The sequence below is a fragment of the Haloarcula rara genome (assembly GCF_029338235.1).
Taxonomy (GTDB): domain Archaea; phylum Halobacteriota; class Halobacteria; order Halobacteriales; family Haloarculaceae; genus Haloarcula; species Haloarcula rara.
Window position 1 is genome coordinate 1,265,709 of sequence record NZ_CP119785.1, and the last position, 23,458, is coordinate 1,289,166.

The window sequence follows — 23,458 nt, forward strand, 5'->3', positions numbered from 1 at the left end:
CGCCCTGAAAGCGCGTGCGCACTCGGGTCCGGGACACGCCGCACGGTAGACTTAAGTGTATCCTACGGCGATGCACGGAATAGGATAGCGCGATGGTGCGAAAGAAGAAGCTTAGCCCGAGTGGCGCCAAAGACGAAGACGGCGAGTACCACAACGTACATATCAACATCCACGAAGACGAACTCGCCGTCGCCGGCATGGAGATCGGTGACGAGGTGTTCGTCCGGGTGCGTGACAACAAGATCATCATTCAAAAAGCCGACCCCGAAGAGGTCGAACACGATTTCTGACGTGCTGTCGCTACCCCCGGCTGCTGCCGGGAGGCGACTCGAACACCCCAATGAGACTCTACGATATCGCCAAGCCGGTTCTGTTCTCGCTCCCGGCCGAGACGGCCCACACTACCGTCCACAGCCTGCTGGAGACGGCACAGGGGACCCCGGTAGCGAGCGCAATGGCCCACCGGTACACGGTCGAGGACGAGCGCCTCGCCATCTCTGCGTTCGGTCAGGACTTTGCCAACCCCGTCGGCGTCGCCGCAGGCTTTGATAAGAACGCCACAGTGCCAACAGCCCTGGCCGCGATGGGCTTTGGCTTCGCCGAGGTCGGCGGCGTCACGGCCGAACCACAGGCCGGCAACGCCCGGCCCAGGATGTTTCGCCTGCGCGAGGACGGCGGTCTCATCAACCGGATGGGGCTGAACAACGAGGGCGCGGCCGCCGTCGGCGAGCGGCTGGCGAAGACGGACGCCCCGTTCCCGCTGGGCGTCAACATCGCAAAAAGCGAGCACGTTGGCACCGACGCGGCCCCGGCAGACTACCGCGAGACGTACGAACACGTCGCCGAGGGCGGCGATTTCTTCGTCGTCAACGTCTCCTGTCCCAACTCACAGGGGTTCGAAGAGCTCCAGAACCGCGATGCGATGACCGCCATCTTCGAAGAGCTCCAGGACGCGGGCGCCGCGCCGCTTCTGGTGAAGCTCTCGCCGGACCTCCCCGAGCCGGCGGTCGAGGACACGCTGGACCTCGTGACCGAACTCGACCTCGACGGCGTCGTCGCGACCAACACGACGACCGAGCGCCCCGAGGGGCTGCGCTCGCCCAACGCCAGCGAGACGGGTGGGCTCTCCGGGAGACCGATCGAGGACAGAGCGACAGACATGGTCCGGTTCGTCGCCGAGCGCGTCGACGTTCCCGTCGTCGGCGTCGGCGGCGTCGCCTCGGCCGAGGGCGCCTACCGGAAGCTTCGTGCCGGCGCCTCACTCGTCCAGCTCTACACCGGACTGGTCTACGAAGGGCCCTCGCTCGCCCGGGACATCAACGAGGGGCTACTCGAGTTGCTGGAGCGGGACGGCTTCGACAGCGTCGACGAGGCCGTCGGCGCGGACCTGTAGCGGATCGCAGTAGCGGGGGGTTTTAGCACCGAGGAGCGAACACGTCGAGTGTGAGCCGCGACGCTATCTCCCGATACGCCCGCCGGGCGCTCGTCTGGCTGGTCGTCGTCGGCGTCCTCACTGCGGGGGCAGGCGTCCTCTATTTCGGCACGCCACACCGCGCGTCCGACGGGAGCGTCGCCAGCGTCGAGGCGGACCCGAACGTGACAGTCACCGAGCAGGGCGGGACGTACACGCTCGAACCGTCGGGTCGGGAATCGACCGCGGGGCTCGTCTTCTACCCGGGTGCGAGGGTCCACCCGGACGCCTACGTCGCGTCGCTCGCACCGCTTGCCAGCGAGGCCAACGTGACTGTCGTCGTCCCGAAGCTACGGCTGAACCTGGCCGTGCTCGACCAGGGCGCCGCAAGCGGCTACGTGACCGATGCCGGGGTCGAGAACTGGTACGTGGGCGGCCACTCGCTGGGCGGGGCGATGGCCTGTCGATACGCGGCCGAGAACCCCGAGGCAATCGAGGGCGTGGTGCTGTACGCCTCGTACTGCGACCGTGACATCTCCGGGACCGGACTCGCGGCCATGAGCGTCACCGGCAGCGCGGACACGGTACTCGATAGCGATTCCTACGAGGAAAACCGCGAGAACCTCCCCAGCGACGCCACGATTCGGGAACTCCCGCTGAACCACACCCAGTTCGGGAGCTATCGGGGCCAGCGCGGCGACAAACCGAGCGACCGCAGCTACGCCACCGCCCACGACCGCCTGGCCAACGTCACCGTCGCGTGGTTCCGGTCCCAGAGAGGCACCTGAACCGAACTATCGGGACCCCATCGTGGCAGTCGGCGCGGACCGCTATCGGCACTCCTCGATCGGCATCGCGGTTTGGATATCGGCCGACAGCCACGCCGTCTGGCTGTCACCGGTCCCCGGACAGATGGTGAGCGTCGACGGCGCGTCGGGGTCGTCGACCATCCAATCGAGGCAGAACCACGGATACGTCTCACAGGCCGGGTTGCCGTAGCGGTCCGGGTCGCCACAGTCGGAGTGTTTCTCGGTGCTACTCATTGTCCCTCTATGTGATACTACGTGGCAATAACCCAAAAACACCCTGTAACGAGCCGGTAAGTCGGTTACGAACGGGTAACGGTACTCGAAGGCGGCGACTGGCAGTTCCAGGTCGTGCTGCTACCACCTTTTTCCGCTCGAGTCGTCTCCGACGACCACTCGCGGAAAAACGTGGGCGAAAAAGCGCTCGCTCCCGCTCCGGTCGCTCGCGGACTATTCGAGAGCGTCCAGCCGGAACTCGAAGGCGGCGACTGGCAGTTCCAGGTCGTGCTCGACGAGCACTTTCGGATGCACTTCGCCGATGACGCCGACCGTCTCCCCGTCCAGCACGACATCGGCCGCGCGCCCGTCGATGAACGTCGGGTGACTCGTCGCGGGCGTTTCGAGGTCTTTCCCGAACGCCTCAGCGATGGCCTGGAGGCGGGCCTTGGCGTCCTCGTAGGAGGCGTCGGTGCGGGCAAGCGCCCCGGCGACGGTGCGGTGTTCGCTGACGCCGGTGTTCTGTCCCTCGTCCAGGCCCGCGGCGAGCCCGATTTCGGCGAGGTCCTGCGGGTAGCGCCGGTGAGTGTTGTTCTCCAGGACCATCATGAGCGACGGGAGCGCCCACGTCCGGAGGATAGTGTAGTCCTCGCTGTAGGGCTCCTGGATGGTGACCGGGTCCGAAAGGCCAACGAGGGTATCGTCAGCGTCTGCTGCCTCCGGGTTCGGGAGATTCATTCGCTCGTAGTTCTCCGCCTCGTTAGTCATGTGGAAGTTAAGCAGGTCCTCGAAGCCCAGTCCCACGAGGGTATCGCGGGCGGCGTCTTCCAGCACGGAGCGGTCGTGGCGGCCGCCGACGGTCGAGACGTCGGGGTAGGTCGGTTCGAGGCTGTTGAACCCCAGCGCCCGGCCGATGTCGTCGACGATGTCCAGTGGGTGGATGACGTCGACCCGGTAGGGCGGAATCTCGACCTCGAAGGCGACCCCGTCGTCGGTCACGACCCGCGTGGCGTCCAGCCCGGCCCGTTCCGCGTAGTCGATAATCTGCTCGGGCTCGAGGACGACACCGAGCAGGGACTCGATGCGGTCCTTGCTGACTGTCTTCGTCCGGGTCTCGAAGTCGGGACGTTCCAGTGTCCGGCCGGCGTACTCGCCGGCGGCGTTGTCGGCGTACTCGACGTTCACGCGCTCGATGGTGCCGCCGCGGGCCTCCAGCGCGTAGCAGACGATATTGCACATATGGTCGATGGTCCACTGGTCGGTCCCGGTCAACTCGATGAAGAGGTCCCGGGAGTCCTCGCTGACCTCCGTCCGGCGGCCGTTGATGACCGGCGGGAACGAGAACAGGCCGATGGCGTCGTAGATGGCGGGCACACGGTCGAACTCGGCGACGAGGTCGCCGTATTGCTGGCCGGTGTCGTGGCGCTCGATGACCTCGTTCGGGGTCATCTCGGCGTCGGATTCCAGCGGGACGAAGGTGGCCTCGTCGGGGTCTGCGCTCGTGTAGGTAATCGCGTTGGCGCCGGTGGTTTCGACGGTGGCGTCGCCGACCATTTCGTCCTGGGGCTCCTCGCTGGCTTCGGTCGGGTCCTGTCCACCCGAGAGATCCAGACTGCTCGAGTTGCTGTCGGTCGGGCGGAGGTCGGTCCCTTTCAGCATCGTCAGGTCGTGGACCCCGATAGCGCCTTTCGCACGCTTGCGGCCCATCGTCGCGTGGAGCTTCTCCTGCAGTTGAATCAGCGATTCGAGGGCACCGTCGGAGAGGTCCAGCCCGCGGACGACCGCGCCGGTGACGTAGGGTCGGTCCTCTGGCTGGTCCTCGACCTCGATGGTCCAGTCGGCGCTGTTGGTGTTGGGGACGTAGACGCCCCGGTCGTCGCCGTAGTGATACCGGAGCGAGCGGGCCACGCCCTCGACTGAGAGGCGGTCGAGCCGGTCGGGCGCGAACTCGAGCTGGAACTCGTCGTCCTCGGTCCAGCCCTCGAACTCCAGGCCGAGGTCGAACAGGTCCGATTTGAGTTCGTCGTCGTCTTTCTCGTCGTGGCCGGTCAGGTATCGCAGTTCGTCGGGGTCGACGTCGACGACTGGCATCAGTGACGCACCTCCGGCGGACCGACGGTGCCGACCCGCCACCCCGGTGTGGACAGCCGCGACGCCGTGGGTTCGTCGTGCGGGCCGGTGACTGGTGATTGAGACGACCAGCGGGTGACACCCAGCAGAGAAGCCACAGCTAACATTAGGCCAGAGTATTCTACAGTACCAGTTAACAGTTCTTACTTCGCGGAGACAGCGGATGCGAACACCCCTGGTCGGGTCGAACTGCCGTGGACTGCCCCAGCTGCGAGTGGGACCGCCGTACCCGAAATCCCTACCGACGGAGTAGACGGCTCGATACGCCACCGTAGACCACGAGACGCCCGGCTCCAACATATTTTGCCCAGGCGACAATAGTTTTATTTATCTATATAATATCTAAATTGTGAAACGTAGCAAGCTGCATATATCTGTATTGGCTACTGCTCGTTTGGCAGACACAACAGGGAACGGGTTTCTAATCGTCCTCCTGCCGGCCTACCTCGCTGCGGGTTCGTTCTCACTGCACTACACGCTCGGCCCGATTACACTCGCCGAGAGCGCACTGATAGGGTTCGGACTCGGTATATACAGTTTGGTCAGCGCTGGCCTGCAGCGATACACGGGGCGCCTCTCGGATGCGGTCGTCCGACGTCGGCTGTTCGTCCTCGCTGGCCTGTCCATCGTCGGTATCGGGAGTTTTTGCTATCCGTTCGTCGACAGGTACCCCGCTGTCGTCGCCGTACGCGCCATGCAGGGTTTCGGGGCGGCGCTTGCCCTCCCCGCGTCGATGGCTATCGTCAGCGAGGTCTCGGAGACGGGTGACCGCGGCGAGAACATGGGCCTGTTCAACAGCGTGCGACTGACCGGGTACGTGATAGGACCGTCTGCCGGGGGCCTGTTGCTCGCCAACGGACCGTACTGGCTCACCATCGGGGGCGAGGCGAAACAGATATCCGGTTTCACAGCCGCGTTCTTCGCGGCCGGGATGTTGGCCGCTACCGGGATACTGCTGGTTGCGCTGGTCGTCCCCGAAACGGTGGGTGGGAAACGGGACAGTGACTCGGATAGCCTCGGCTCGCTTACCGGCAAAAAACAGTTCTTACACCCGGTCATCGCACTTGGCATCGCCTCGTTTTTCATCGCTATCACCCCCGATTTGATCGTCGCGTTACAGCCGGCTATCAACGAACGACTCGGCCAGAGCGAGGCGATGTTCGGGCTTGAGTACTCGGCGCTCATCCTCGCGCTCACACTGTTGATGATGCCCTTTGGCCGCGCCAGCGATAAGTTCGGTCGACGTCCGTTACTCCTGCTCGGAACAATGCTGCTCGTCCCGGCGATACTCGTCCAGGCGGTCATCACCTCGCCAGTGATGATGATCGGAGCGCGGCTGTTCCAGGGGGTGGCGATAGCCATGGGGTTCTCGCCGGCACTGGCGTTTGTCGGCGATCTCGCCGAGTCGGGCAACAGTGGGCACAGTTTGGCAATCGTCACGACGGCGTACGGATTTGGTCGCGCACTCGGCCCGATACTCGGCGGTTTCTTCGGCGGGTTCGGATACAAGTGGCCGTTCATCGCAGGCGGACTCCTGACGACGATGTCGCTCGTCATCATAGCCACACAGGTACGGAAGCCAGAGTGGGCAGCGAGCGACGAGAACCGGCTACAGAGTGACACCGACGTTATGACGTGACACGGACTCCTGGCGGAGAGTGACCCATGCGTCCCGCTCGGCCTGAAACGTCTCCACTTGTCCAACGACCACTCTGGGGCCCACTGGCAAAGAAAACAGCGGGTCCGCTACGAGAGCGACGCTCCGAACGTTCTCACCGGACGAGGGGCGTCTCACGCAGCAGCTCTAAGTCACACAGCGTCCCGTGGACGTCGCGGATGTCCTCGAAGCCGTACATCAGCATGAGCAGGCGTTCGAGCGAGAGCCCCCACGCCATCACGTCACAGTCGACACCGAGCGGCGAGAGCACCTCCTCGCGGAAGATACCCGAGTTGCCGACTTCGACGACCTCGCCGGTCTCGGGGTGGGTGCCAAAGAGTTCGAAGCTGGGCTCCGTGTACGGGTTGTAGTGGGGCTTGAACTCCAGGTCGGTGATGCCGAACTGCTCGTAGAATTCGGTAAAGGTGCCCATCAGGTCACGCACGGAGAGGTCCTCGGCCATGACCCATCCCTCAATCTGGAAGAACTCCAGTAAGTGCGTCGGGTCGAGCGTGTCGTTCCGGTAGACCTTCTCGACGCTGAAAAAGCGCTGGGGCGGTTCGAGCTCGCCGATCTCCTCGCCGGAGAGATACCGCATCGACAGCGACGTGGTGTGGCCCCGCAGGTCCAGCCCGCGTGCGACATCTTCCTCCCACGGCGAGTGGTACCCCTCACCGTCGGGGCCGACGCCCTCCCTGTGTGCCGAGCGGACGCGGGAAACGAGGTCCTCGGGGATGTCCCCGATTTCGTCCGGTCGCTCGAGGGCGAACTGGTCCCAGTGCGTGCGCGCGGGGTGGTCCTGGGGCATGAACAGGCAGTCGTTGATCCAGAACTGGGCGTCGACGTGTGGGCCTTCCATCTCCTGGAACCCCATTCCCACGAGGGTATCTTTGACCCTGTTTGCGGTCTGGCGGAGGATGTGTTCTTTCCCGTGGCTCACGTCCTCGGCGTCGGCCGCGACATTGTACTCGGTGAACTCGACGTCCGCCCACTCGCCGCTGGTGAGCAACTCGGCGGTGAGCTGGTCGACGGTCTCGGCGGCCTCGACGCCGGCCATCAGCGCGGTGACGCCCTCGTCGGTCAGCTGCACGGAGCGGACGGTCTCCTCACGGACCTCCAGCAGGCCACGCCGTTCGAGCTGGTCGAGCGCGTCGGCGTCGACCTCCTCGAGCTGGTCGTCGGCGACCGCTTCGAGCGCGTACATTTCCGTGTCCTGGCCCGGTTTCGCGTCCGGGTCGGCGGTTATCTCGCCACTGTCTATCTGGCCGTACCCCTTGCGGGCGTAGTTCGACAGCGCGATATCGACGGCGGGGCCTTCGAGCCCGGAGGCGCCGATGACCTGGCCCAGCTGGACCGGCTCCTCGTCGGCGCCGGCGTCGACAGCGGCCTCATAGAGGTCCTGTTCGGGGAGGCTCTCAAAGACGTACTGGGTGCCCTCCTCGGTCAGCGTGTAGTGTTCGATAGTCTCCTCGGTGACGGTCAGCAGGCCGTCGTCTTCGAGTTCGAACGCGGCCCGTGTCGCCGTCTCGGGTTTGAGGCCGGCCTCGTCAGCCACCTCGTCGATGCGCCTTGGGTCGTCTGCGTCGGCGGCCTGGAGGACGGCCACCTGTGCCTGTGGTCGCTTCATATGCGTGTCTCGGTCGTTGTCGGGAGTACCGCGGGTCGCTCAGTTAACGGTTCTTACTTGTTGTTCGCGGGTCGCCGCTCCCCGCTCACTTCGAGGGGCGTCCGCCAGACGCCCCTCGCTCCGGGCGGTTTCGTCCGGGCCACCGCAGCCCTGACTCCACCGCCCGTCAGAATCCGAAAAAGAACCCGAACCCCGGGCGACGCGACGGCTTGACGGCGACACTGGCAGCGTGGGATTCGGATGCCATATGCGAGCGATTGGCGCGCTGGAAAATAAGAATTGTGACCTGGGCGGCTAGTGGACGTCGTATTTGCTGGACTGAGCTTCGGCGATGCTAACAGACAGAAAGCCCCGAGCGGCGACGGTCCCGCGCCTCGCTGTGCGCGCTCGCTTCGCTCGCGTGCTTGCGTCGGCGGGGTTCCCGTAGCCGCTCGCCCCTTTCAGTCCCACCCATACCGGCTGGCCAACCGGCTACGGGTGGACTGAAAGGGGCGGCGGGCTGAACGAAGGCGGACGAAGCAAGCACCGAAGCCGACCAACGGGAGGCGAGGCGCGCAGCGAGTCCCCCGAGTTCAGCCCGCCGGGGCTTTCTGGCTCTCAGCAGTCGCCGAAGTTTCGAAAACACCGAGTCCAGTAGTTCCTAGTCCCGCGTTCGGTGCGAGTCCAGGTCGATGTCCAGCTCGTCGAGCTTGTCTTCCCACTCGGCGCGTTTTGCCTGGTGCTCTTCCAGGAAGGCTTCCATCAGCTCCGCCGCTTGCTCCTTGCAGCCGCCACAGAGCCGTTCGCCGCCGACACACTCCTCGTAGACCTCCTCGGCAAAGTCGTCGTCGTCGCCCGAGAGGAGGTACGCGTACAGTTCGTAGACGGGGCACTCGTCGGCCTTCCCGCCCTTCTCGCGCTGTTCCTCGGCGGTGGCCCGACCGCCCGTGGTGGCGGATTTGACCTTGTCGTAGCCCGCCTCGGGGTCGTCGAGCAGCGAGATGTGGGAGGCCGGAATCGAGGAGGACATCTTCCCGCCGGTCAGCCCGGTCATGAAGCGGTGGTAAATCGAGGAGGGCGGGAGGAAGCCGTAGCCGCCGGTGTCGAGTTCGACCTGGCGGGCCAGTTCGTCGGCCTCGGCGTGGTCCAGGTCGAAGGCGTCGACGTGTTCGTCGTAGACCCGTTTCTCGCCGTCGACGGCCTCGATGAGCGCCTCGAAGGCTTCGTCGGTGGCGTTGCGGTCGAAGATTCGGGTTCGGGGCCGAATCGGCTCCTTCCCGGCGTTTTCGAGTTTCTCGACGGCGGATTCGCGGGCGTCGGCGGGCGCCAGCTCGTGTTCGCGCAGCCAGTCAGCGGCCTCGACACAGCGGGGCATCTCGGGGTCCTCGGCGTAGGACTCGCGGGCGTCGTAGGCCTGGCGCAGGAGGGTCCGTTCGACGGCCTCGGCCTCGAAGCTGGCGAAGGCCTCGGTCACGCCGAAGTAGCGCATCCGCGCCGCGAGGTCCCGAGCGAGCCGCATATGGGGGTCCTGGTCCGGGCCGACCGGAATCACCGTCGGCTTGGGCTCGTCCAGTTGCGGATAGAGGATGTCGGCCATCTGCGTGACCACCGACTGCATGTGCGAGACGTCGGTCTCGCCGTCGAAGTCGTAGATGGCCTGGAGCTCCGAGAAGTTGGTCTCGGCGCCGAGTTCGAACGCGAGGTCCTGCAGTTCGCGGTTGTCGGACTGGCGGTAGAGCTCCCCTTCCTCGGGGTCGAAGCCCAGCGCGAGCAGGGAGAGGATGTAGCTCTCCGCGTGCTCGTCGATCTCGCTCCAGGAGAGCTCGCGGGCGGCGTGGGCCTCCAGGTCGGCGATAAGCGCGTAGGCGTCGGCGCCCTGCTCCTGGTGCCAGATTATCTCGTCGAACACCATCTTGTGGCCGATGTGCGGGTCGCCGGTCGGCATAAAGCCCGACAGCGAGGCGAAGGGCTCGTCGTTGCGCATCGCCTCGGCGACCGGGTCGTAGTCCCGGTGGCCGAAGATGACGCCCCGGCGCATCAGGTAGTGGGGGTTCGGGACCCCCGGGAGCACGTCGTCGAACTCCTCGATACCGAACTGCTCGAAGAGCTTGCGGTAGTCCTCGACGGTCGAGGAGCCCCACGGGTCGAGGACGGCCTCGTCGGCGCCGGCGGCGTCGGTGCCGCCATCAGTTACCGGAACAGCATCCGACTCCCGCCACGCGGCTCCCGACTGGCGGCGGTCCTCGTCGGGCGATGCGTCGTCGTGGTAGGAGTCGCGGTCGGTCATGGTTTCGGACACGGCCGGGCCGTGTTACTACACCCTTGGCTCCGGTCGGCGCAAAAAGGGTTCGCTTCCGGTGCTCGCCATCAGGTCGGAGTGGCGGTGGTTCCCAGCGCCGGAACGCCCACGGTACCACAGCGAGACCCGACCGCCTTCGCGTACTGTTCCAGCGTGCCCCCGCTTCTGTTCGCCTGGCGCGCCCGGTAGGTAGTTTTAATCGGCCATAGGGAGGTCTGTCTCGGGCACGTGGTCCATCACAGACTGCGTGAGTGTCTCTCCATCTACTGGTTTCGTTAGATAGCCCTGATACTCCTCGTCAATCCGGACAATTTCATCGACCGCGGAGATGAAGACGACCGGCACGTCCAGGCCGGCGTCGCGAATCCGTTTGAGGAACTCCTCACCGGACTGTTTTGGCATACGACGGTCACAGAAGACGATGTCGGCGTCGTCGACTGTTTCGACCGGGACGTCGCCGTCGCTTGCCGTCTGGACAGTGTATCTTTGACCGAGGTACAACGCGTAGAGTTCCCTGACCTCTTTCTCGTCGTCGATGAGTAACACAGAGGTCGTTTGCGCTGATGTATCGGGCTCTTCAGCGGTCATATACACGGTAACGGCCTGACGAATCAATACGGTTCAGCGAAACTAGTAAGGTGTTTTCTCCGGTAGCCCGTTCCGTCACCGACGTCTGTTAGACAGGCGAGCGCGACACCTGCCAAACAGGAGATATACCCACGGCAATCCAGAAATCGGGAGTGGTACGGTCTTCGTACCGTCCTCACGGCGTCAGCCGCTCGACCTGCACCCACTCGATGCCGTCGCCCACCAAGGCGAACACCATCGTCTTCCGGACGCCGTGGGCCAGCCGCACGTCCAGCGCGAGGTCCCGCGGTTCGAAGTGGTGGTCGGCGGGCACCACTCGGACGAGCAGTTCCGAGTGGCCCAGGTCGTCGACTGACTCGACGTCGGCGTAGGTCCGGAAATCAGCGCCGAACTTGAAGCCAGTCTTGGGGACGACACCCGAGTCCCGCAGGGCGGCGTAGACGGCCAGCCGGCGGTCGAAGCGCTCGCCCTCGACGTCGCGGCCCCGTTCCACCACGGCACTCTCGCCGCCATCGACACTTAGCACCCCCTCGCGTGCCATATACGCCGCCTCGACGAGCGAGAGCTGGACGGCGTCCTCGTCCAGCCGTTGCCCGTAAAAGGCCTGCTGGTAGAGCGTTTCGGGCGGGTCCCAGCACAGCACCCGCTCGGCCAGCAGCGTGCCGTGAACCTCGGGTACGTCGGCAGCGCTGGTCCCCTCGATGGACCGCCGGCCCGTGTCCAGATACGTGAGTTCGCTCTCCTCGTCGACGACGGCCAGCACGCACTCGCCCAGCGACGCCGCGGGCACGTCGTCGCGCTCGCCGACGACCCGGACGCGGTGGGCCACCGCGTCGTCCCACGGCCCCTTGCCGCGCGGGTAGACGACGAAGTCCACGCCCACGGGGTCGTCGACCCACCCCTCGCGGGCGGGCGTGAGATAGAACCCCCGGTCGCGTAGGTCCTTGTAGACCAGAAAGTCCACGGCCGAGACGGCCCCGGAGGCGAGGAGTTCCTGGACGCCCATCCCGTCGACGGCGTCGATGTCGCCGCGATAGCACAGATGGGCGGCCTCCACCGGCGCGAGGTCGAGGTCGCCGTCGCGAGCGCGGCCGTAGCCACGGGAGTCGTAGAACCGCTCGCGGGCGCGAGAACCTGCCCGGACGACGTCGCCGTCGAGCGTGAGTTGCATACAGGTGGGTGCTCGACCGAGGGTCAAATCCCCTGCGGGTCGCAGTCGCCGACCCCCGACGCTATCCCGTCTGCTCACAGCCGCTGTCCAGACACCGCCGGCCCCCGCTGGTCTCGAAAATCGGGAGCCCGCAGGCACACGTCCCGACTACGAGCCCCGACGGAACGGCGTAGCCGGTGTCACACTCGGGGTAGTTCTCACAGCCGACGATGAGGCCGCCACGGCGCAGAATCCGCAGGTCGCCGCCGCAGTGCTTGCAGTCCCATTCGCGGTCGAAGGCGGCCTGGACGCGGTCGTCGAGTGACTCGCAGTCCCGGTCGATACAGCACTCGATGGCCTCGCCGCGTTCGACCCGCATCGTCGGCAGCGAGCAATCCCCACAGCGCCCGCCGGTGACGGCGGCGTCGGTCGGCAGCCCGTAGCGGGCGCCACAGCCGGTGCAAGTCACGTCGCCGCCAGCGCGGACGAGCGTCCCCGGACAGTTCGGGCAGTCGCCGACCGGGACGCCGGCCTCCGAGGCCGGGAACCGGGCGCTACCGTGTTCCTCGTGGGCGACGACCCTGAGGAACTGCTCGCCGTCGCGGGCCGTGACGGTCCCGTCCTCGACGGCGACGCTCTCGGCCCTGGTGAGCCAGGCGACGGGCTGGTACCCCCCGGCGTCGTGGACCAGCACCGTGTTGTCGGGCTTGACCACCACCAGCACGTCACCGCGCTGTTCGCGCTCGCGGGACCCCTCGAAGACAGTCGTACACTCACCGGCCATCACGCGCGTTCCGTCGTGCATGGGACGGGCTGGTTCCGTCTCGGTATGTAAACTCTCGGCCGTGTGGCAACGTCGAGTATACGGATTTATATCACTGACCGGGCGATGACAGGAAACGATGGGCGAGAAAGAGCAATCTCCCGTGAACCCGGTCCTCGCGGGCGTCGTGCTAGTGCTTACGGCCCTGGGCTGGCTCGTTACCGAACTGTCTCCCCAGGGGCCGTTCACGACGGCAGTCGACGTCGGAACGGCACTCCTTCTCGTCGGCTTCAGCGTGTACGCGCTGATAACGGTGTACACAGAGGCCATCCCGGATATCGAGGTCGACGCGGCGAGGGCAGACTCGTCCGCCGACCAGTCCATACGACCCGAATCGAAGGCGCTCAGTGAGGCCGGCCCCAGAGACGTCGCTCGACTACTGCGTGCCGCCAGACCGCTCCCGGCGTTCGTACTTATCGCGTTGCTCCCGATTATCTTCCCACACGAGGGGCAGCTCACGGTCCCGGTCCTCGGCGTCGTTCCGTTCCCGTGGTATGGGTTCCCGATAGCGGCGCTTTTCGCGTGTATCGCCTTCTACTGGTGGTTCCTATGGATGAGTCCGCTGCCGCTCGTTCGGGGGAAATGAGAGACCGGCAGCGTCAGGGAGCGAACGCAACACGCAAACCGCTCGGGCGAGTGAGTGAACGTAATGAGCGACGCGCCGACGGCAATCTGTTTCGACATGGACGGCGTCCTGGTCCAGTCCGAGGACCACTGGGTCAGTATCCAGCGCGAGCACATCCTCCCGACCGTCGCACCCGACGACGACATCCCGCTGTCGGCCATCACCGGCCGCGATTACACCGAGGTGTATCCCGACCTCGACGGGGAGTACGACCTCGCCGTCACCCGCGAGGAGTACGAGCGACTCTTCGAAGAGGCGGGCAGGGAGATATACAGCGAACACGCCACGATGCTCGAGGGCGTCGACGACCTGCTCGCGGAGCTCCGGGCTTCGGGCACGTCGCTGGCGCTGACGACCTCGGCGCCGTGGGACTGGATCGACGTCATCGAGGACCGCTTTGGGCTGCTCCATCACTTCGACGCCGCCGTCAGCGCACAGGACATCGATGCGCCGGGCAAGCCCGAACCGCACATCTACGAACACGGCGCGAGCAGGCTGGGCGTCGAACCGGCCGACTGCTGGGCCGTAGAGGACTCCCAGGCTGGCGCTCGCGCGGCGGTGGCCGCCGGGATGACAACCGTCGGCTTCCAGGGCGACGGCGAAGAGACGGAACTCCCGATGGTCCACCATCTGGCCGGTGACGCGGCGGAGCTACGCGACGTGCTGTTCGGGTAGCGTTTCCAGTGAAGGGGAGAGTCAAAGACCGTACCCGCCCGAGGGGAGTCAGGCGTCGGCACGGTACCCTCGGCCCACAATGAGACCGAAGACGTTGGCGAAGAACACACCGGTTAGCAGGAGGAGGCGGCTCCGTCCGTCCAGTGGACTCGCGAGAAGCGCCAGATACGCCAGTGGGGCCACGACGGCGGTCCAGAACCCGACGAACCGGACCGGCCGGACGGCCATCGTTCGGAAGTCGGCACGTCCGCTGGGGAGTACGTCAGTGGGCAACCGAAGGGGCGAAGCACTGGACATTGGGTTCCTCCTCACGCCACTGTATGACCCATACCAACATATAAACGAACGACGGTTGTGGTTAATTCGCTCGGATACGTTTCGTTTGATTGATTTTAGCTGGTTTCACTGGGACCATTTACACTCGATTAGACCGAGTTAGATAGCGTTATAAATTTTATTCGTTTCTCTGAGCCCGTTATCCAGAACCGGGGTAATTTCCGGCGAGACATCCTCCACAACGGCTCACTCGACGCTGACCGTCCGAGTGGAGGTGACCGGATCGAGGGGCTGGTCCGGGAACGTCACTTCGACGGTGAAGGTCAGCTCGTCGGCGTCGGCGCCGAAGACGGCGACCGGAAGGTTGGTCTGGCCGAGATAGGCGGGTTTGGCCGTCATCTCGCGGCCGTTGACCGTCACGCGCAGGCCGGCGCGGGCGCCGCCGCCGTTGTTCGCGACAGTCACTTCACGCATATCGTGGTCGCCGGCGGCGATAGCGTCGGGGAAATCGCCCCAGTCGACGACGACGACGGGGAGGTCGCGGGCGTTCGAGACGACCTGCTCGGCGACGCCCTCGGAGAGCCCGGCCGAGACCAGTCCGGAGACGCCGGCCCGAACGATGTCGCCCGGGCTGGACAGCCCCGCGGCGGCGAGTTTGCCGGCCCGTCCCGAGCCGACGCCGTCGATGGCCGTCAGCCCGACCGCGTCGTCACTGATGCCGTGTTCGACGCGGGCCTCGACCCGGCAGGCCAGGTTGGCGAAGCGACCCGGCGCGAGGTTGTCGAGAAAGTCCCGAAGCGCCGCCAGCAGGCGCAGGGCGTTCTGACGGATGACCCAGGCGTCGCTCTTGAGTTCCGTCGGCGTGGTGCCGGTCATCCCCGAGCGCAGTATCGCCAGCACCTTCCGCTGGCCGGCGTCGAGCTCCTCGGGGGCGTCGCCACCTACCACGGCGCTGACAGCGTCCTGCTCGTCCGACCGGGCGCTGACGCTGTCGAACTCCGTCGCGCCCGCCACCGTCGAGAGCAGGGTCTCGGCGTCGATTCGGTCGGCGTCGTCCTCGCTTGCGGCCGCCTCGCAGCGCTCCGCCAGGTCGGCAAAGCGGCGGGCGGTGTCGAGTCGCAGGTAGAACTTCGAGGCGAGCTGACCCAGTCGGGTGGCCTCGATACGGAGGCCGTCCCGTTCGACGAAGCCGTCGGCGACGAGCTTGGAGAGCTCGTTGGACACCCGTTCCCGGAGGTCGCTGCCGGCGTCGTAGGCGTCGGGGGCCGATTTGGCGCGGGCGTAGTAGAACGTCGTCTCGAGCCAGCGCATCACGTCGTCGATGTCCCGGATCGTCCCCAGCGCGATTTCGGCGTTGAGGTGGGCGTCGAGTTCGCCCGCCAGCCGCGACTCTATCTCCTTGCCATCCCGCAGCAGGCGCCGGTACTTGTCCGCGTCCGAGCGGTCACAGACGACCCAGGCGTAGCCCATGTCGTCGTAGCCAGGTCGGCCCGCCCGGCCGAGCATCTGGAGGACGTCCAGCGGGCTCATGTCCACCTCGCCCTCCAGGGGGTCGTGGAGCTTGGTATCCCGGATGACGACACAGCGGGCGGGGAGGTTCACGCCCCACGCGAGCGTCGAGGTCGAGAACAGCAGCTGAATCTTCCCCTGCTTGAACCACTCCTCGACGCGGTTCTTGTCCTCCCGCGAGAGCCCCGCGTGGTGAAAGCCAACACCGTCGAGCACCGACTGGCGGAGCGTGTCGTTACTCAGGTCCGCAGCGTCGTTATGGAAGTCGTAGTCCCCGCGTGCGCCCATCGGGATGTCCCGCTCGGTGAGTTCGTCGCGGGCCTTCTTTGCGGCCTGGACGGTGTCCTGCCGCGAGGAGACGAAGACCAGCGACTGGCCCTCGTCGCGGATGTGTGGCTCCGCGAGGTCGAGCGCCCGGTAGAGCCGCCGGTACTTGTCCGCGAAGGCGTTCTCGCCGTGAGAGTAGGTCTTCACGTCGGCGTTGAGCGGCACCGGGCGGTAGTCCTCGCCGAAGGCGAAGGTCGTCTCGTCGGGAGCATCGAGCCAGTCGGCCACGTCGTCGATGTTCGGCATCGTCGCCGAGAGGGCGACGACGCGGGGGTCACAGAGCCGGCGAAGTCTGGAAACGGTGACTTCGAGCACTGCCCCGCGTCGGTCCGAATCCAGCAGGTGGACCTCGTCGATGACACAGCAGTCCACGTCGGTGATAAAGGAGTAGCGAGCGGTCTCGTGTTTGCGGGTGGCCGAATCGGCCTTCTCGGGGGTCATCACGAGGATGTCGGCGCGTTCGGCCCGGCGTGGCGAGAGGTCGCGTTCGCCGGTGACGACGTAGACGGAGTAGCCAAGCTCCTCGAAGCGCTCCCACTCGCTCTCTTTCTCGTTGGTGAGCGCGCGCAGCGGCGCGAGAAAGAGCGCCGTCCCGCCCTCGGCGAGGGTCTTGCAGATGGCCAGCTCCGCCAGGGCGGTCTTCCCGCTGGCGGTGGGCGCGCTGACGACGACGTTGTCCTCGCGGTTCAACAGGGCGGGCAGTGCCGCCGATTGCATCTCGTTGAACCGCTCGAAGGGGAAGGCGCCGACAAAGTCCGGCAGGACCTCCTCGACCGCCACCGTCGGCTCGCTGTCGGCTCTGCGTGGCACGTCAGATGGGCGGCACCGCGACGGCAAAGGCGTTTCTATGGCGGAGTGGAAGTGGTCGGCGCCGGGTGTCGGCCCGCTGGGCTTGCACTCGCCGGCCGCGAGACCACCACCGACCGGCTCGACGGTGCGAGTGGAGCCATGTCAGACCAGAACACAGCTGATTCCGAAGTGAGCCGCGAATGCGAGGAGTGCGGGAACGCCTTCCACACGGACAGGAACGACTCACCACCGTTCACCTGTCCGAACTGCAAGTCCGACAACGCGAGCCCGCTGAACGGCTGAACGGCGCGGAAGTGCCACCGGACGCTACGACCGCCGGTTGACGGTCGCCGTGATATCCTGCTCGAGCCGGAGTAACAGCGAGAGCGTGAAGGTCAGTGGGCCGTCGACATCGACGCCCAGCGCCACTCGACCGACCATCGTCGCCAGTTCGAGCTCCGGTTTTAAATACTCCCCACCCCTCCCGGAAATAAGATGGGAATTTTCGACGTACTCCGAGAGCTGCTCGGCGGAGGGCAGGCGTCGGCTGACGACGGCCGAGCGGCGGCGGTCGACGATAGCGGGACAGATGCGACCGACCGCGGAGCAGGGACAACCAACGGCGGAGCAGAGACGACCGACGACGACGGGTTCAGGATACCGGAAAACGCCACGCGGGGCGAGCGCGTCCCCTTTGGTGCACTGGCGGCCACGAGCCGGCCGGAGCTTCGCGAGAACGCCGAGGAGTTCGCCGAGTTCTGGAGCGAGTACGAGCTGGATTTCACGCCGTCGTCGATACCGGCGGTCGACGAGCTGTTCGCGACACAGCAAGACCGCGCGAACTACCTCTCTATCGACCTCGGTGACGGCTACGAGGGCGCGGTGGCACCCATGGCCAGCGAGCCGGCCTGCTACTTCGGCGAGGTGATGGTGCGCAACTACGACGCGGAGTGGACGTTCGACGAGGACTTCGGCTGGGCGCTCCAGTTCGGCAACGGCCAGATAGTCAACGTCTTCAAGACCGCCCATCAGGCCCTCGAGGGCGACCCGCCCTTCGTCATGCTCCATGACACGTTCGTCGAGGATATCGGCCTCGACGGAGCGCCCCTCGACGCCAGCGGCGGGCGCGCCACGGTCGCGGACGTCGACGAGGGTATCGACCCCGACGACTTCGACGACGAGGCGATAGCGGCGGCCGCCGGCGAGCGGGACTCCGAGGAACTAATCGCAGACGTTCGAGGCGACGCCGAGGACCTCGTCGAGGCGTGGCCGGCCTACGAGTTCGACTACTCTGTCGAGTCGCTCGAGCGGCTGGACGAACTCGTCACAGCGGAGTTCTCCGGGCCGGCCTTTGCCGACGCCGAGGTCGGGTCGACCGACGACGAGGTCTCTATACTGCTGACGGCCCACACGGTCAACGCCGGGTCCTACTTCGGGGAAGTGCTGCGGCGCGAATACGGCGGGAACTGGCGTCACACGGAGACGGACGGGTTGCAACTCGAACTCCCCATCTCGGACGGTGCGGCGCGTGTCAGCCCGATTGCGATGGCCGAGGCCTGCCTGGCAGGTGACGATACGTTCACCGAGAGATACGCGGGGGTCAGCGAGGTCCTCGAGGAGGTCGGCGACCAGCTAGAGAGTGGCGACTGAACCCAACGGCTTTTGTCCCGACAGACCTCACCTCCGACAATGAGTCGTTCGCGCAAGCCCGACTGGCTCAAGATGCGGCCGCCGTCGGGCGAGCGGTTCACCGACATCAAGCGGAGCCTCCGCGAGCGGGACCTCCACACGGTCTGTGAGGAGGCCAACTGCCCGAACATGGGCGAGTGCTGGAGCGGCGAGTCGGGCCCGGGGACGGCGACGTTCATGCTGATGGGCGACCGCTGCTCGCGAGGGTGTAACTTCTGTGACGTCGAGACCGGCGGCATGGAGGCGCTGGACCAAGACGAGCCGGAAAACGTCGCCGACGCCGTCGCCGACATCGGCCTCGATTACGTCGTCCTCACGTCGGTCGACCGCGACGACCTCCCCGACCAGGGCGCGGGCCACTTCGCCGAGACCATTCGCGAGATAAAGCGGCGCGACGACGACATCCTCGTCGAGTGTCTGATTCCCGATTTCCGGGGCGAGCCCGACCTCGTCCGGAAGATTATCGACGCCGAGCCGGACGTGCTGGCCCACAACATCGAGACCGTCGACCGACTCCAGTGGCCGGTTCGGGACCGCCGGGCGGGCTACGAGCAGTCGCTGTCGGTGCTCCGGCAAGCAAACAGAGAGAGCGATATCTTCACCAAGACCAGTCTCATGCTGGGCGTCGGCGAGTACGCCCACGAGGTGTACCAGACCCTCTCGGACCTCCGGCAGGTCGGCACCGATATCGTCACCTTCGGGCAGTATCTCCAGCCCTCGCGGTCCCATCTCGAGGTCTCTGAGTACGTCCACCCGGACGTCTTCGACACGTGGCAGCGGGTGGCCGAGGACGAGTTCGACTTTGCGTACTGTGCCTCGGGGCCGATGGTCCGGTCCTCGTACCGGGCCGGCGAACTTTTCGTCGAATCGGTACTCAGGGACGGAGAGTCGCTCGAAGACGCCCAACAGCGAGCGCAGGCGAGCGACTGATTCCCACGAAGGAAGCGGCACGGCTCGCCGCGAAAACCCTAAGCGTGCTGCGTGCCAACGTCTAGCGTATGTATCGCGCAGGGTGGTCCCACTGAGCGTCCTACAGGGCGAGCCCGGCGACCGGGTACAGATACTCGACGAAGACGGGCAGGTCGTCGACGGCGCGACCGTCCCCGACCTCTCCGACGATGCGCTCGTCGAGATGTACCGCTATCTCAAGCTCGGTCGGCACTTCGACCAGCGCGCCGTCAGTCTCCAGCGGCAGGGTCGGATGGGGACCTATCCGCCGATGGCCGGCCAGGAGGCGTCCCAGGTCGGCAGCGCGATGGCCCTCGCCGAGGGCGACTGGACGTTCCCGAGCTATCGCGAACACCTCGCGCTCGCCGTGCAGGGCTGGTCACTCGCCGACGACCTGCTGTACTGGATGGGCAACGAGGCCGGCAACGCCCCGCCCGAGGAGCTCAACGTGTTCTCGATGGCGGTGCCCATCGCCACACAGATACCCCACGCGACGGGGGCGGCCTGGGCCGCCAAGCTCCGGGGCGAGGACACCGTCGTCCTCACCTACTTCGGCGACGGTGCGACCAGCGAGGGGGACTTCCACGAGGGGCTGAACTTCGCCGGCGTCTTCGACGTGCCCGCGGTCTTCTTCTGTAACAACAACCAGTGGGCCATCTCCTTGCCCCGGGAGCGCCAGACGGCGAGCGCAACACTCGCAGGGAAGGCCGCGGCCTACGGCTTCGACGGCGTGCAGGTCGACGGGATGGACCCGCTGGCGGTGTACCAGGTCACGAGCGAGGCCGTCGCGAAGGCGCGGGACCCCCCTGACGGCGACCTGCGACCGACGCTCGTCGAGGCGGTGCAGTACCGCTTTGGCGCCCACACGACCGCCGACGACCCCTCGGTCTACCGCGGGGACGAGGAGGTCGAGCGCTGGAAGCGCAAGGACCCAATCCCGCGCCTGGAGACGTTCCTGCGCGAGCGGGGGGTGCTGGGCGACGAGCGCGTCGCGGCCATCGAGGAGTCCGTGGCCGGCGAGGTTGCCGACGCCATCGAGACGGCCGAGTCGACCGAGCGGCCCAGCCCCGAGGAACTGTTCGCCCACGTCTACGCGGAGATGCCACAGCGGTTAGAACAGCAACTCCAGTATCTGCGCGACCTGCGAGCGCGTCACGGCGACGAGGAGCTATTCCAGTGAGTACCCAGAACCTGACGCTCGTCCAGGCGGTGCGGGACGGCCTGTACGGCGAGCTGGAGCGGGACGAGGACGTCCTCGTCATGGGTGAGGACGTGGGGAAGAACGGCGGCGTCTTCCGGGCCACGCAGGGACTGTACGAGGAGTTCGGCGCCGACCGCGTCGTCGACACGCCGCTTGCCGAGTCGGGCATCGTCGGCACCGCCATCGGGATGGCGGCCTACGGCCTGCGGCCGGTCCCCGAACTCCAGTTTGCCGGCTTCATGTACCCCGGCTTCGACCAGCTAGTGAGCCACGCCGCCCGGCTGCGCACCCGGAGCCGTGGCCGCTACACCTGCCCGATGACGGTTCGGGCGCCCTACGGCGGCGGCATCCGCGCGCCCGAACACCACTCGGAGTCCAAGGAGGCCTTCTACGCCCACGAACCCGGCCTGAAAGTCGTCGTGCCGTCGACGCCGCGCGATGCGAAGGGGTTGCTCGCCGCCGCCATCCGTGACCCCGACCCCGTCGTCTTCCTCGAACCGAAGCTCATCTACCGGGCGTTTCGCGAGGCCGTCCCCGAGGAGCCCTACACTGTCGAGTTAGGTACGGCCGAAATCCGCCGCGAGGGGACGGACGTGTCGGTGTTCACCTGGGGCGCGATGGTCCGGCCGGCGATGGACGCCGCCGCGGAGCTGGCCGAGACGGGTGTCGACGTCGAGGTCGTCGACCTGCGGACGCTCGCGCCGATGGACACCGACACCATCGTCGCCTCCTTCGAGAAGACCGGCCGCGCCGCCGTGGTCCACGAGGCGCCCAAGACCGGCGGGCTGGCCGGCGAGATAATCGCCACCATCCAGGAGGCGGCGCTGCTGTACCAGGAAGCCCCCATCACGCGAGTTACGGGCTTCGACGTGCCGTTCCCGCTGTACGCGCTAGAGGACTACTACCTCCCGGAGACTGCCCGCATCAAAGACGGTATCACCCAGGCCGTCGAGTTCTGACCATGTTCGAGTTCGAGTTGCCCGACCTGGGCGAAGGGGTCGCGGAGGGCGAAGTGCTTTCCTGGCACGTCGCGGTCGGCGACGCGGTCGCCGAGGACCAGGTGCTGGCGGAAGTAGAGACCGACAAGGCCGCCGTCGACGTGCCGTCGCCGGTCGACGGCGTCGTCCGCGAACTGCACGCCGAGGTCGGCGACATCGTCGCCACCGGCGAGGTGCTGGTTACCATCGAGGAGGGCGTCGAAGCAGAGAGCGACGAAACCGAGTCAGCTGACGAGCCCTCGGAGACGGGCGAGGACGGTGATGCGACCGCCGAGGGTCGCGTCTTCGCCCCACCGAGCGTCCGCCGACTCGCCCGCGAGCAGGGCGTCGACCTCACCGCCGTCGAGGGGTCGGGGCCGAGCGGTCGCATCACCGAGGCCGACGTGGACGCGGCCGCCAGCGGGGCGGCCGACGACGACGGCCCCACGTCGGTCGTTTCGCGGGTCGATGACGGCGAGAACGACGACGGTTCGGGACCGAAATCAGTTGTTTCGAAGGTGGGCGACGATGACGCGGACGACGACAGTGGCCCGACCTCCGTGGTATCGAAAGTGAGCGACGACGAGAGCGAGGACGGCCCGACCTCCGTCATCTCGAAGGTCGACGACCAGAGCGAGGACGGCCCGACCGTCGTCGTCGACGTTCGGGGGCGCGGCGAGGGGACGGGCGACGCTGTCGACAGCGAGGGGGGCCTGACCACGATGGCCGAACCCCGAGACAACACGCTGGCGACGCCGGCCACCCGTCGGCTCGCCCGCGAACTGGGTGTCGACATCGACGCGGTGCCGACCGACGAGACCCGGGACGGCGAGCCCTACGTCGACGCGGCGGCCGTACGGGCAATCGCAGAGCGCGAGTCGGGGAGCGACAAAATCACCGACGAGGACGTCCGCGAGGTAGCCGAGCGCGTGGTCTCGGAACTCCGGGCAACGGCAGACGAGGCCGATGTGGAGCCGACGCCGGTCGCGGCGAGCGACGGGGACCGTCGGGAGCCCTATCGCGGCGTCCGCCGGACCATCGGCGAGCAGATGGCTCGCTCCCGGCGCGAGGTCCCCCACGCGACCCACCACGACAGAGTGGCCGTCCCCGGTCTCGTCGAGGCACGCGAGCGACTGCAACCCCTCGCGGAAGAGCGGGGCGTCCACCTCACCTACACGCCGCTGGTGCTGCAATGCGTCGCCGCCGCGCTGGAGGAACACCCGATTCTCGCGACGCAACTGGACACCGAGGCCGAGGAAATCGTCTACCGGAGCGACCGCGATATCGGGGTGGCGACGGCAACCGACCACGGGCTCGTGGTTCCGGTCGTGGAGAACGTCGACGAGAAGGGGCTGCTGGAACTCACAGGGGAGGTTAACGATCTGGTCTCGCGCGCGCGCAGCCGCGACATCGACCGCGAGGAGATGCAGGGCGGTGTCTTCACCGTCACGAACTTCGGCGCTATCGGCGGGGAGTACGCCGACCCCGTCATCAACGTCCCCGAAACGGCCATCCTGGGCGTCGGCGCGCTGAAAGAGCGCCCCGTCGTGGAAGGTGGGGAGGTCGTCGCAAAGCCGACGCTGACGCTGTCGCTGGCCATCGACCACCGGGTCATCGACGGTGCCGACGCCGCACGCTTCGTCGGGACACTGAAAGAGTATCTCGCGGACCCGACGCGGCTGCTGGCGTAGCGACGCCCTCGGGTCGGCAGCCAGCTCTGGCTGGCGAGCGAACGGTTCGTTTATGCCGGGCCCAC

Annotated in this window: 21 protein-coding genes; 12 read left to right on the forward strand and 9 right to left on the reverse strand. The window is 66.5% G+C overall.

Annotated features, from left to right (window positions below):
• Positions 1-92 precede the first annotated feature (92 nt).
• The 3 genes from P1K32_RS06705 to P1K32_RS06715 are packed head-to-tail and all read left to right on the forward strand — an operon-like array spanning position 93 to position 2,199.
• A complete protein-coding gene (locus P1K32_RS06705; protein WP_004516407.1) occupies positions 93-290 on the forward strand; it encodes a hypothetical protein in 198 nt (65 codons plus the stop codon).
• A gap of 50 nt (positions 291-340) precedes the next feature.
• Positions 341-1,393, forward strand: a complete 1,053-nt coding sequence (locus P1K32_RS06710; protein ID WP_276251903.1) for a quinone-dependent dihydroorotate dehydrogenase — start codon at positions 341-343, stop codon at positions 1,391-1,393.
• A 50-nt stretch (positions 1,394-1,443) separates the two neighbouring features.
• Positions 1,444-2,199: an alpha/beta fold hydrolase gene (locus tag P1K32_RS06715; RefSeq protein ID WP_276251904.1), complete on the forward strand. Its 756-nt coding sequence runs from the start codon at positions 1,444-1,446 to the stop codon at positions 2,197-2,199.
• A 42-nt stretch (positions 2,200-2,241) separates the two neighbouring features.
• Here the strand turns inward: P1K32_RS06715 and P1K32_RS06720 are convergent, their stop codons facing one another.
• On the reverse strand, positions 2,242-2,454 hold the full coding sequence (locus P1K32_RS06720; RefSeq protein WP_276251905.1) for a hypothetical protein: 213 nt from the start codon (positions 2,452-2,454) through the stop codon (positions 2,242-2,244).
• A 213-nt stretch (positions 2,455-2,667) separates the two neighbouring features.
• Positions 2,668-4,524, reverse strand: coding sequence for a phenylalanine--tRNA ligase subunit beta (pheT, locus tag P1K32_RS06725; RefSeq protein ID WP_276251906.1), 1,857 nt, complete (start codon positions 4,522-4,524; stop codon positions 2,668-2,670).
• A 433-nt stretch (positions 4,525-4,957) separates the two neighbouring features.
• On the opposite strand from pheT, the gene P1K32_RS06730 reads away from it, so the two are divergent.
• Entirely contained in the window at positions 4,958-6,202 is a 1,245-nt protein-coding gene (locus P1K32_RS06730; RefSeq protein WP_276251907.1) for an MFS transporter, read from the forward strand.
• A gap of 133 nt (positions 6,203-6,335) precedes the next feature.
• On the opposite strand, the gene pheS is transcribed toward P1K32_RS06730, so the two are convergent.
• From pheS to P1K32_RS06755, 5 genes are all read right to left on the reverse strand, one after another.
• Entirely contained in the window at positions 6,336-7,847 is a 1,512-nt protein-coding gene (gene pheS / locus P1K32_RS06735) for a phenylalanine--tRNA ligase subunit alpha (protein ID WP_276251908.1), read from the reverse strand.
• Positions 7,848-8,487: 640 nt separating this feature from the next.
• Entirely contained in the window at positions 8,488-10,113 is a 1,626-nt protein-coding gene (locus P1K32_RS06740) for a tryptophan--tRNA ligase (RefSeq protein WP_276251909.1), read from the reverse strand.
• A 207-nt stretch (positions 10,114-10,320) separates the two neighbouring features.
• Positions 10,321-10,713 carry a response regulator gene (locus tag P1K32_RS06745; protein WP_276251910.1) on the reverse strand — a complete coding sequence of 131 codons (393 nt, stop codon included), beginning with the start codon at positions 10,711-10,713 and terminating at the stop codon, positions 10,321-10,323.
• A 175-nt stretch (positions 10,714-10,888) separates the two neighbouring features.
• Positions 10,889-11,884 carry a tRNA-intron lyase gene (gene endA, locus P1K32_RS06750; RefSeq protein WP_276251911.1) on the reverse strand — a complete coding sequence of 332 codons (996 nt, stop codon included), beginning with the start codon at positions 11,882-11,884 and terminating at the stop codon, positions 10,889-10,891.
• 61 nt (positions 11,885-11,945) lie between these two features.
• A complete protein-coding gene (locus tag P1K32_RS06755; protein WP_276251912.1) occupies positions 11,946-12,668 on the reverse strand; it encodes a PDDEXK family nuclease in 723 nt (240 codons plus the stop codon).
• Between the two features lie 97 nt (positions 12,669-12,765).
• On the opposite strand from P1K32_RS06755, the gene P1K32_RS06760 reads away from it, so the two are divergent.
• Both P1K32_RS06760 and P1K32_RS06765 read left to right on the forward strand, forming a co-directional pair.
• A complete protein-coding gene (locus P1K32_RS06760) occupies positions 12,766-13,272 on the forward strand; it encodes a hypothetical protein (RefSeq protein WP_276251913.1) in 507 nt (168 codons plus the stop codon).
• A gap of 63 nt (positions 13,273-13,335) precedes the next feature.
• Positions 13,336-13,986, forward strand: coding sequence for an HAD family hydrolase (locus P1K32_RS06765; RefSeq protein WP_276251914.1), 651 nt, complete (start codon positions 13,336-13,338; stop codon positions 13,984-13,986).
• Between the two features lie 48 nt (positions 13,987-14,034).
• Here P1K32_RS06765 and P1K32_RS06770 read toward each other — a convergent pair whose 3' ends face one another.
• Positions 14,035-14,283, reverse strand: a complete 249-nt coding sequence (locus tag P1K32_RS06770; protein WP_276251915.1) for a DUF8028 family protein — start codon at positions 14,281-14,283, stop codon at positions 14,035-14,037.
• A gap of 225 nt (positions 14,284-14,508) precedes the next feature.
• Positions 14,509-16,878, reverse strand: a complete 2,370-nt coding sequence (locus tag P1K32_RS06775) for a DEAD/DEAH box helicase (protein ID WP_276252175.1) — start codon at positions 16,876-16,878, stop codon at positions 14,509-14,511.
• A 168-nt stretch (positions 16,879-17,046) separates the two neighbouring features.
• Here P1K32_RS06775 and P1K32_RS06780 point away from each other — a divergent pair, with 168 nt between their 5' ends.
• The 6 genes from P1K32_RS06780 (at position 17,047) to P1K32_RS06805 (ending at position 23,393) form a co-directional block, all read left to right on the forward strand.
• The gene (locus P1K32_RS06780) at positions 17,047-17,190 is read left to right on the forward strand and encodes a hypothetical protein (protein WP_276251916.1); all 144 of its coding nucleotides are present in this window, start codon (positions 17,047-17,049) and stop codon (positions 17,188-17,190) included.
• A gap of 192 nt (positions 17,191-17,382) precedes the next feature.
• On the forward strand, positions 17,383-18,537 hold the full coding sequence (locus P1K32_RS06785) for a hypothetical protein (RefSeq protein WP_276251917.1): 1,155 nt from the start codon (positions 17,383-17,385) through the stop codon (positions 18,535-18,537).
• Between the two features lie 39 nt (positions 18,538-18,576).
• Positions 18,577-19,506, forward strand: coding sequence for a lipoyl synthase (gene lipA / locus P1K32_RS06790; RefSeq protein ID WP_276251918.1), 930 nt, complete (start codon positions 18,577-18,579; stop codon positions 19,504-19,506).
• Between the two features lie 91 nt (positions 19,507-19,597).
• The gene (gene pdhA, locus P1K32_RS06795) at positions 19,598-20,704 is read left to right on the forward strand and encodes a pyruvate dehydrogenase (acetyl-transferring) E1 component subunit alpha (RefSeq protein ID WP_276252176.1); all 1,107 of its coding nucleotides are present in this window, start codon (positions 19,598-19,600) and stop codon (positions 20,702-20,704) included.
• Positions 20,695-21,684 (forward strand): alpha-ketoacid dehydrogenase subunit beta, encoded by a 990-nt coding sequence (locus P1K32_RS06800; RefSeq protein WP_419181065.1) that lies wholly within the window; start codon positions 20,695-20,697, stop codon positions 21,682-21,684. The genes pdhA and P1K32_RS06800 overlap by 10 nt, the downstream gene beginning before the upstream one ends.
• 2 nt (positions 21,685-21,686) lie before the next feature.
• Entirely contained in the window at positions 21,687-23,393 is a 1,707-nt protein-coding gene (locus P1K32_RS06805; protein WP_276251920.1) for a 2-oxo acid dehydrogenase subunit E2, read from the forward strand.
• Positions 23,394-23,458 lie beyond the last annotated feature (65 nt).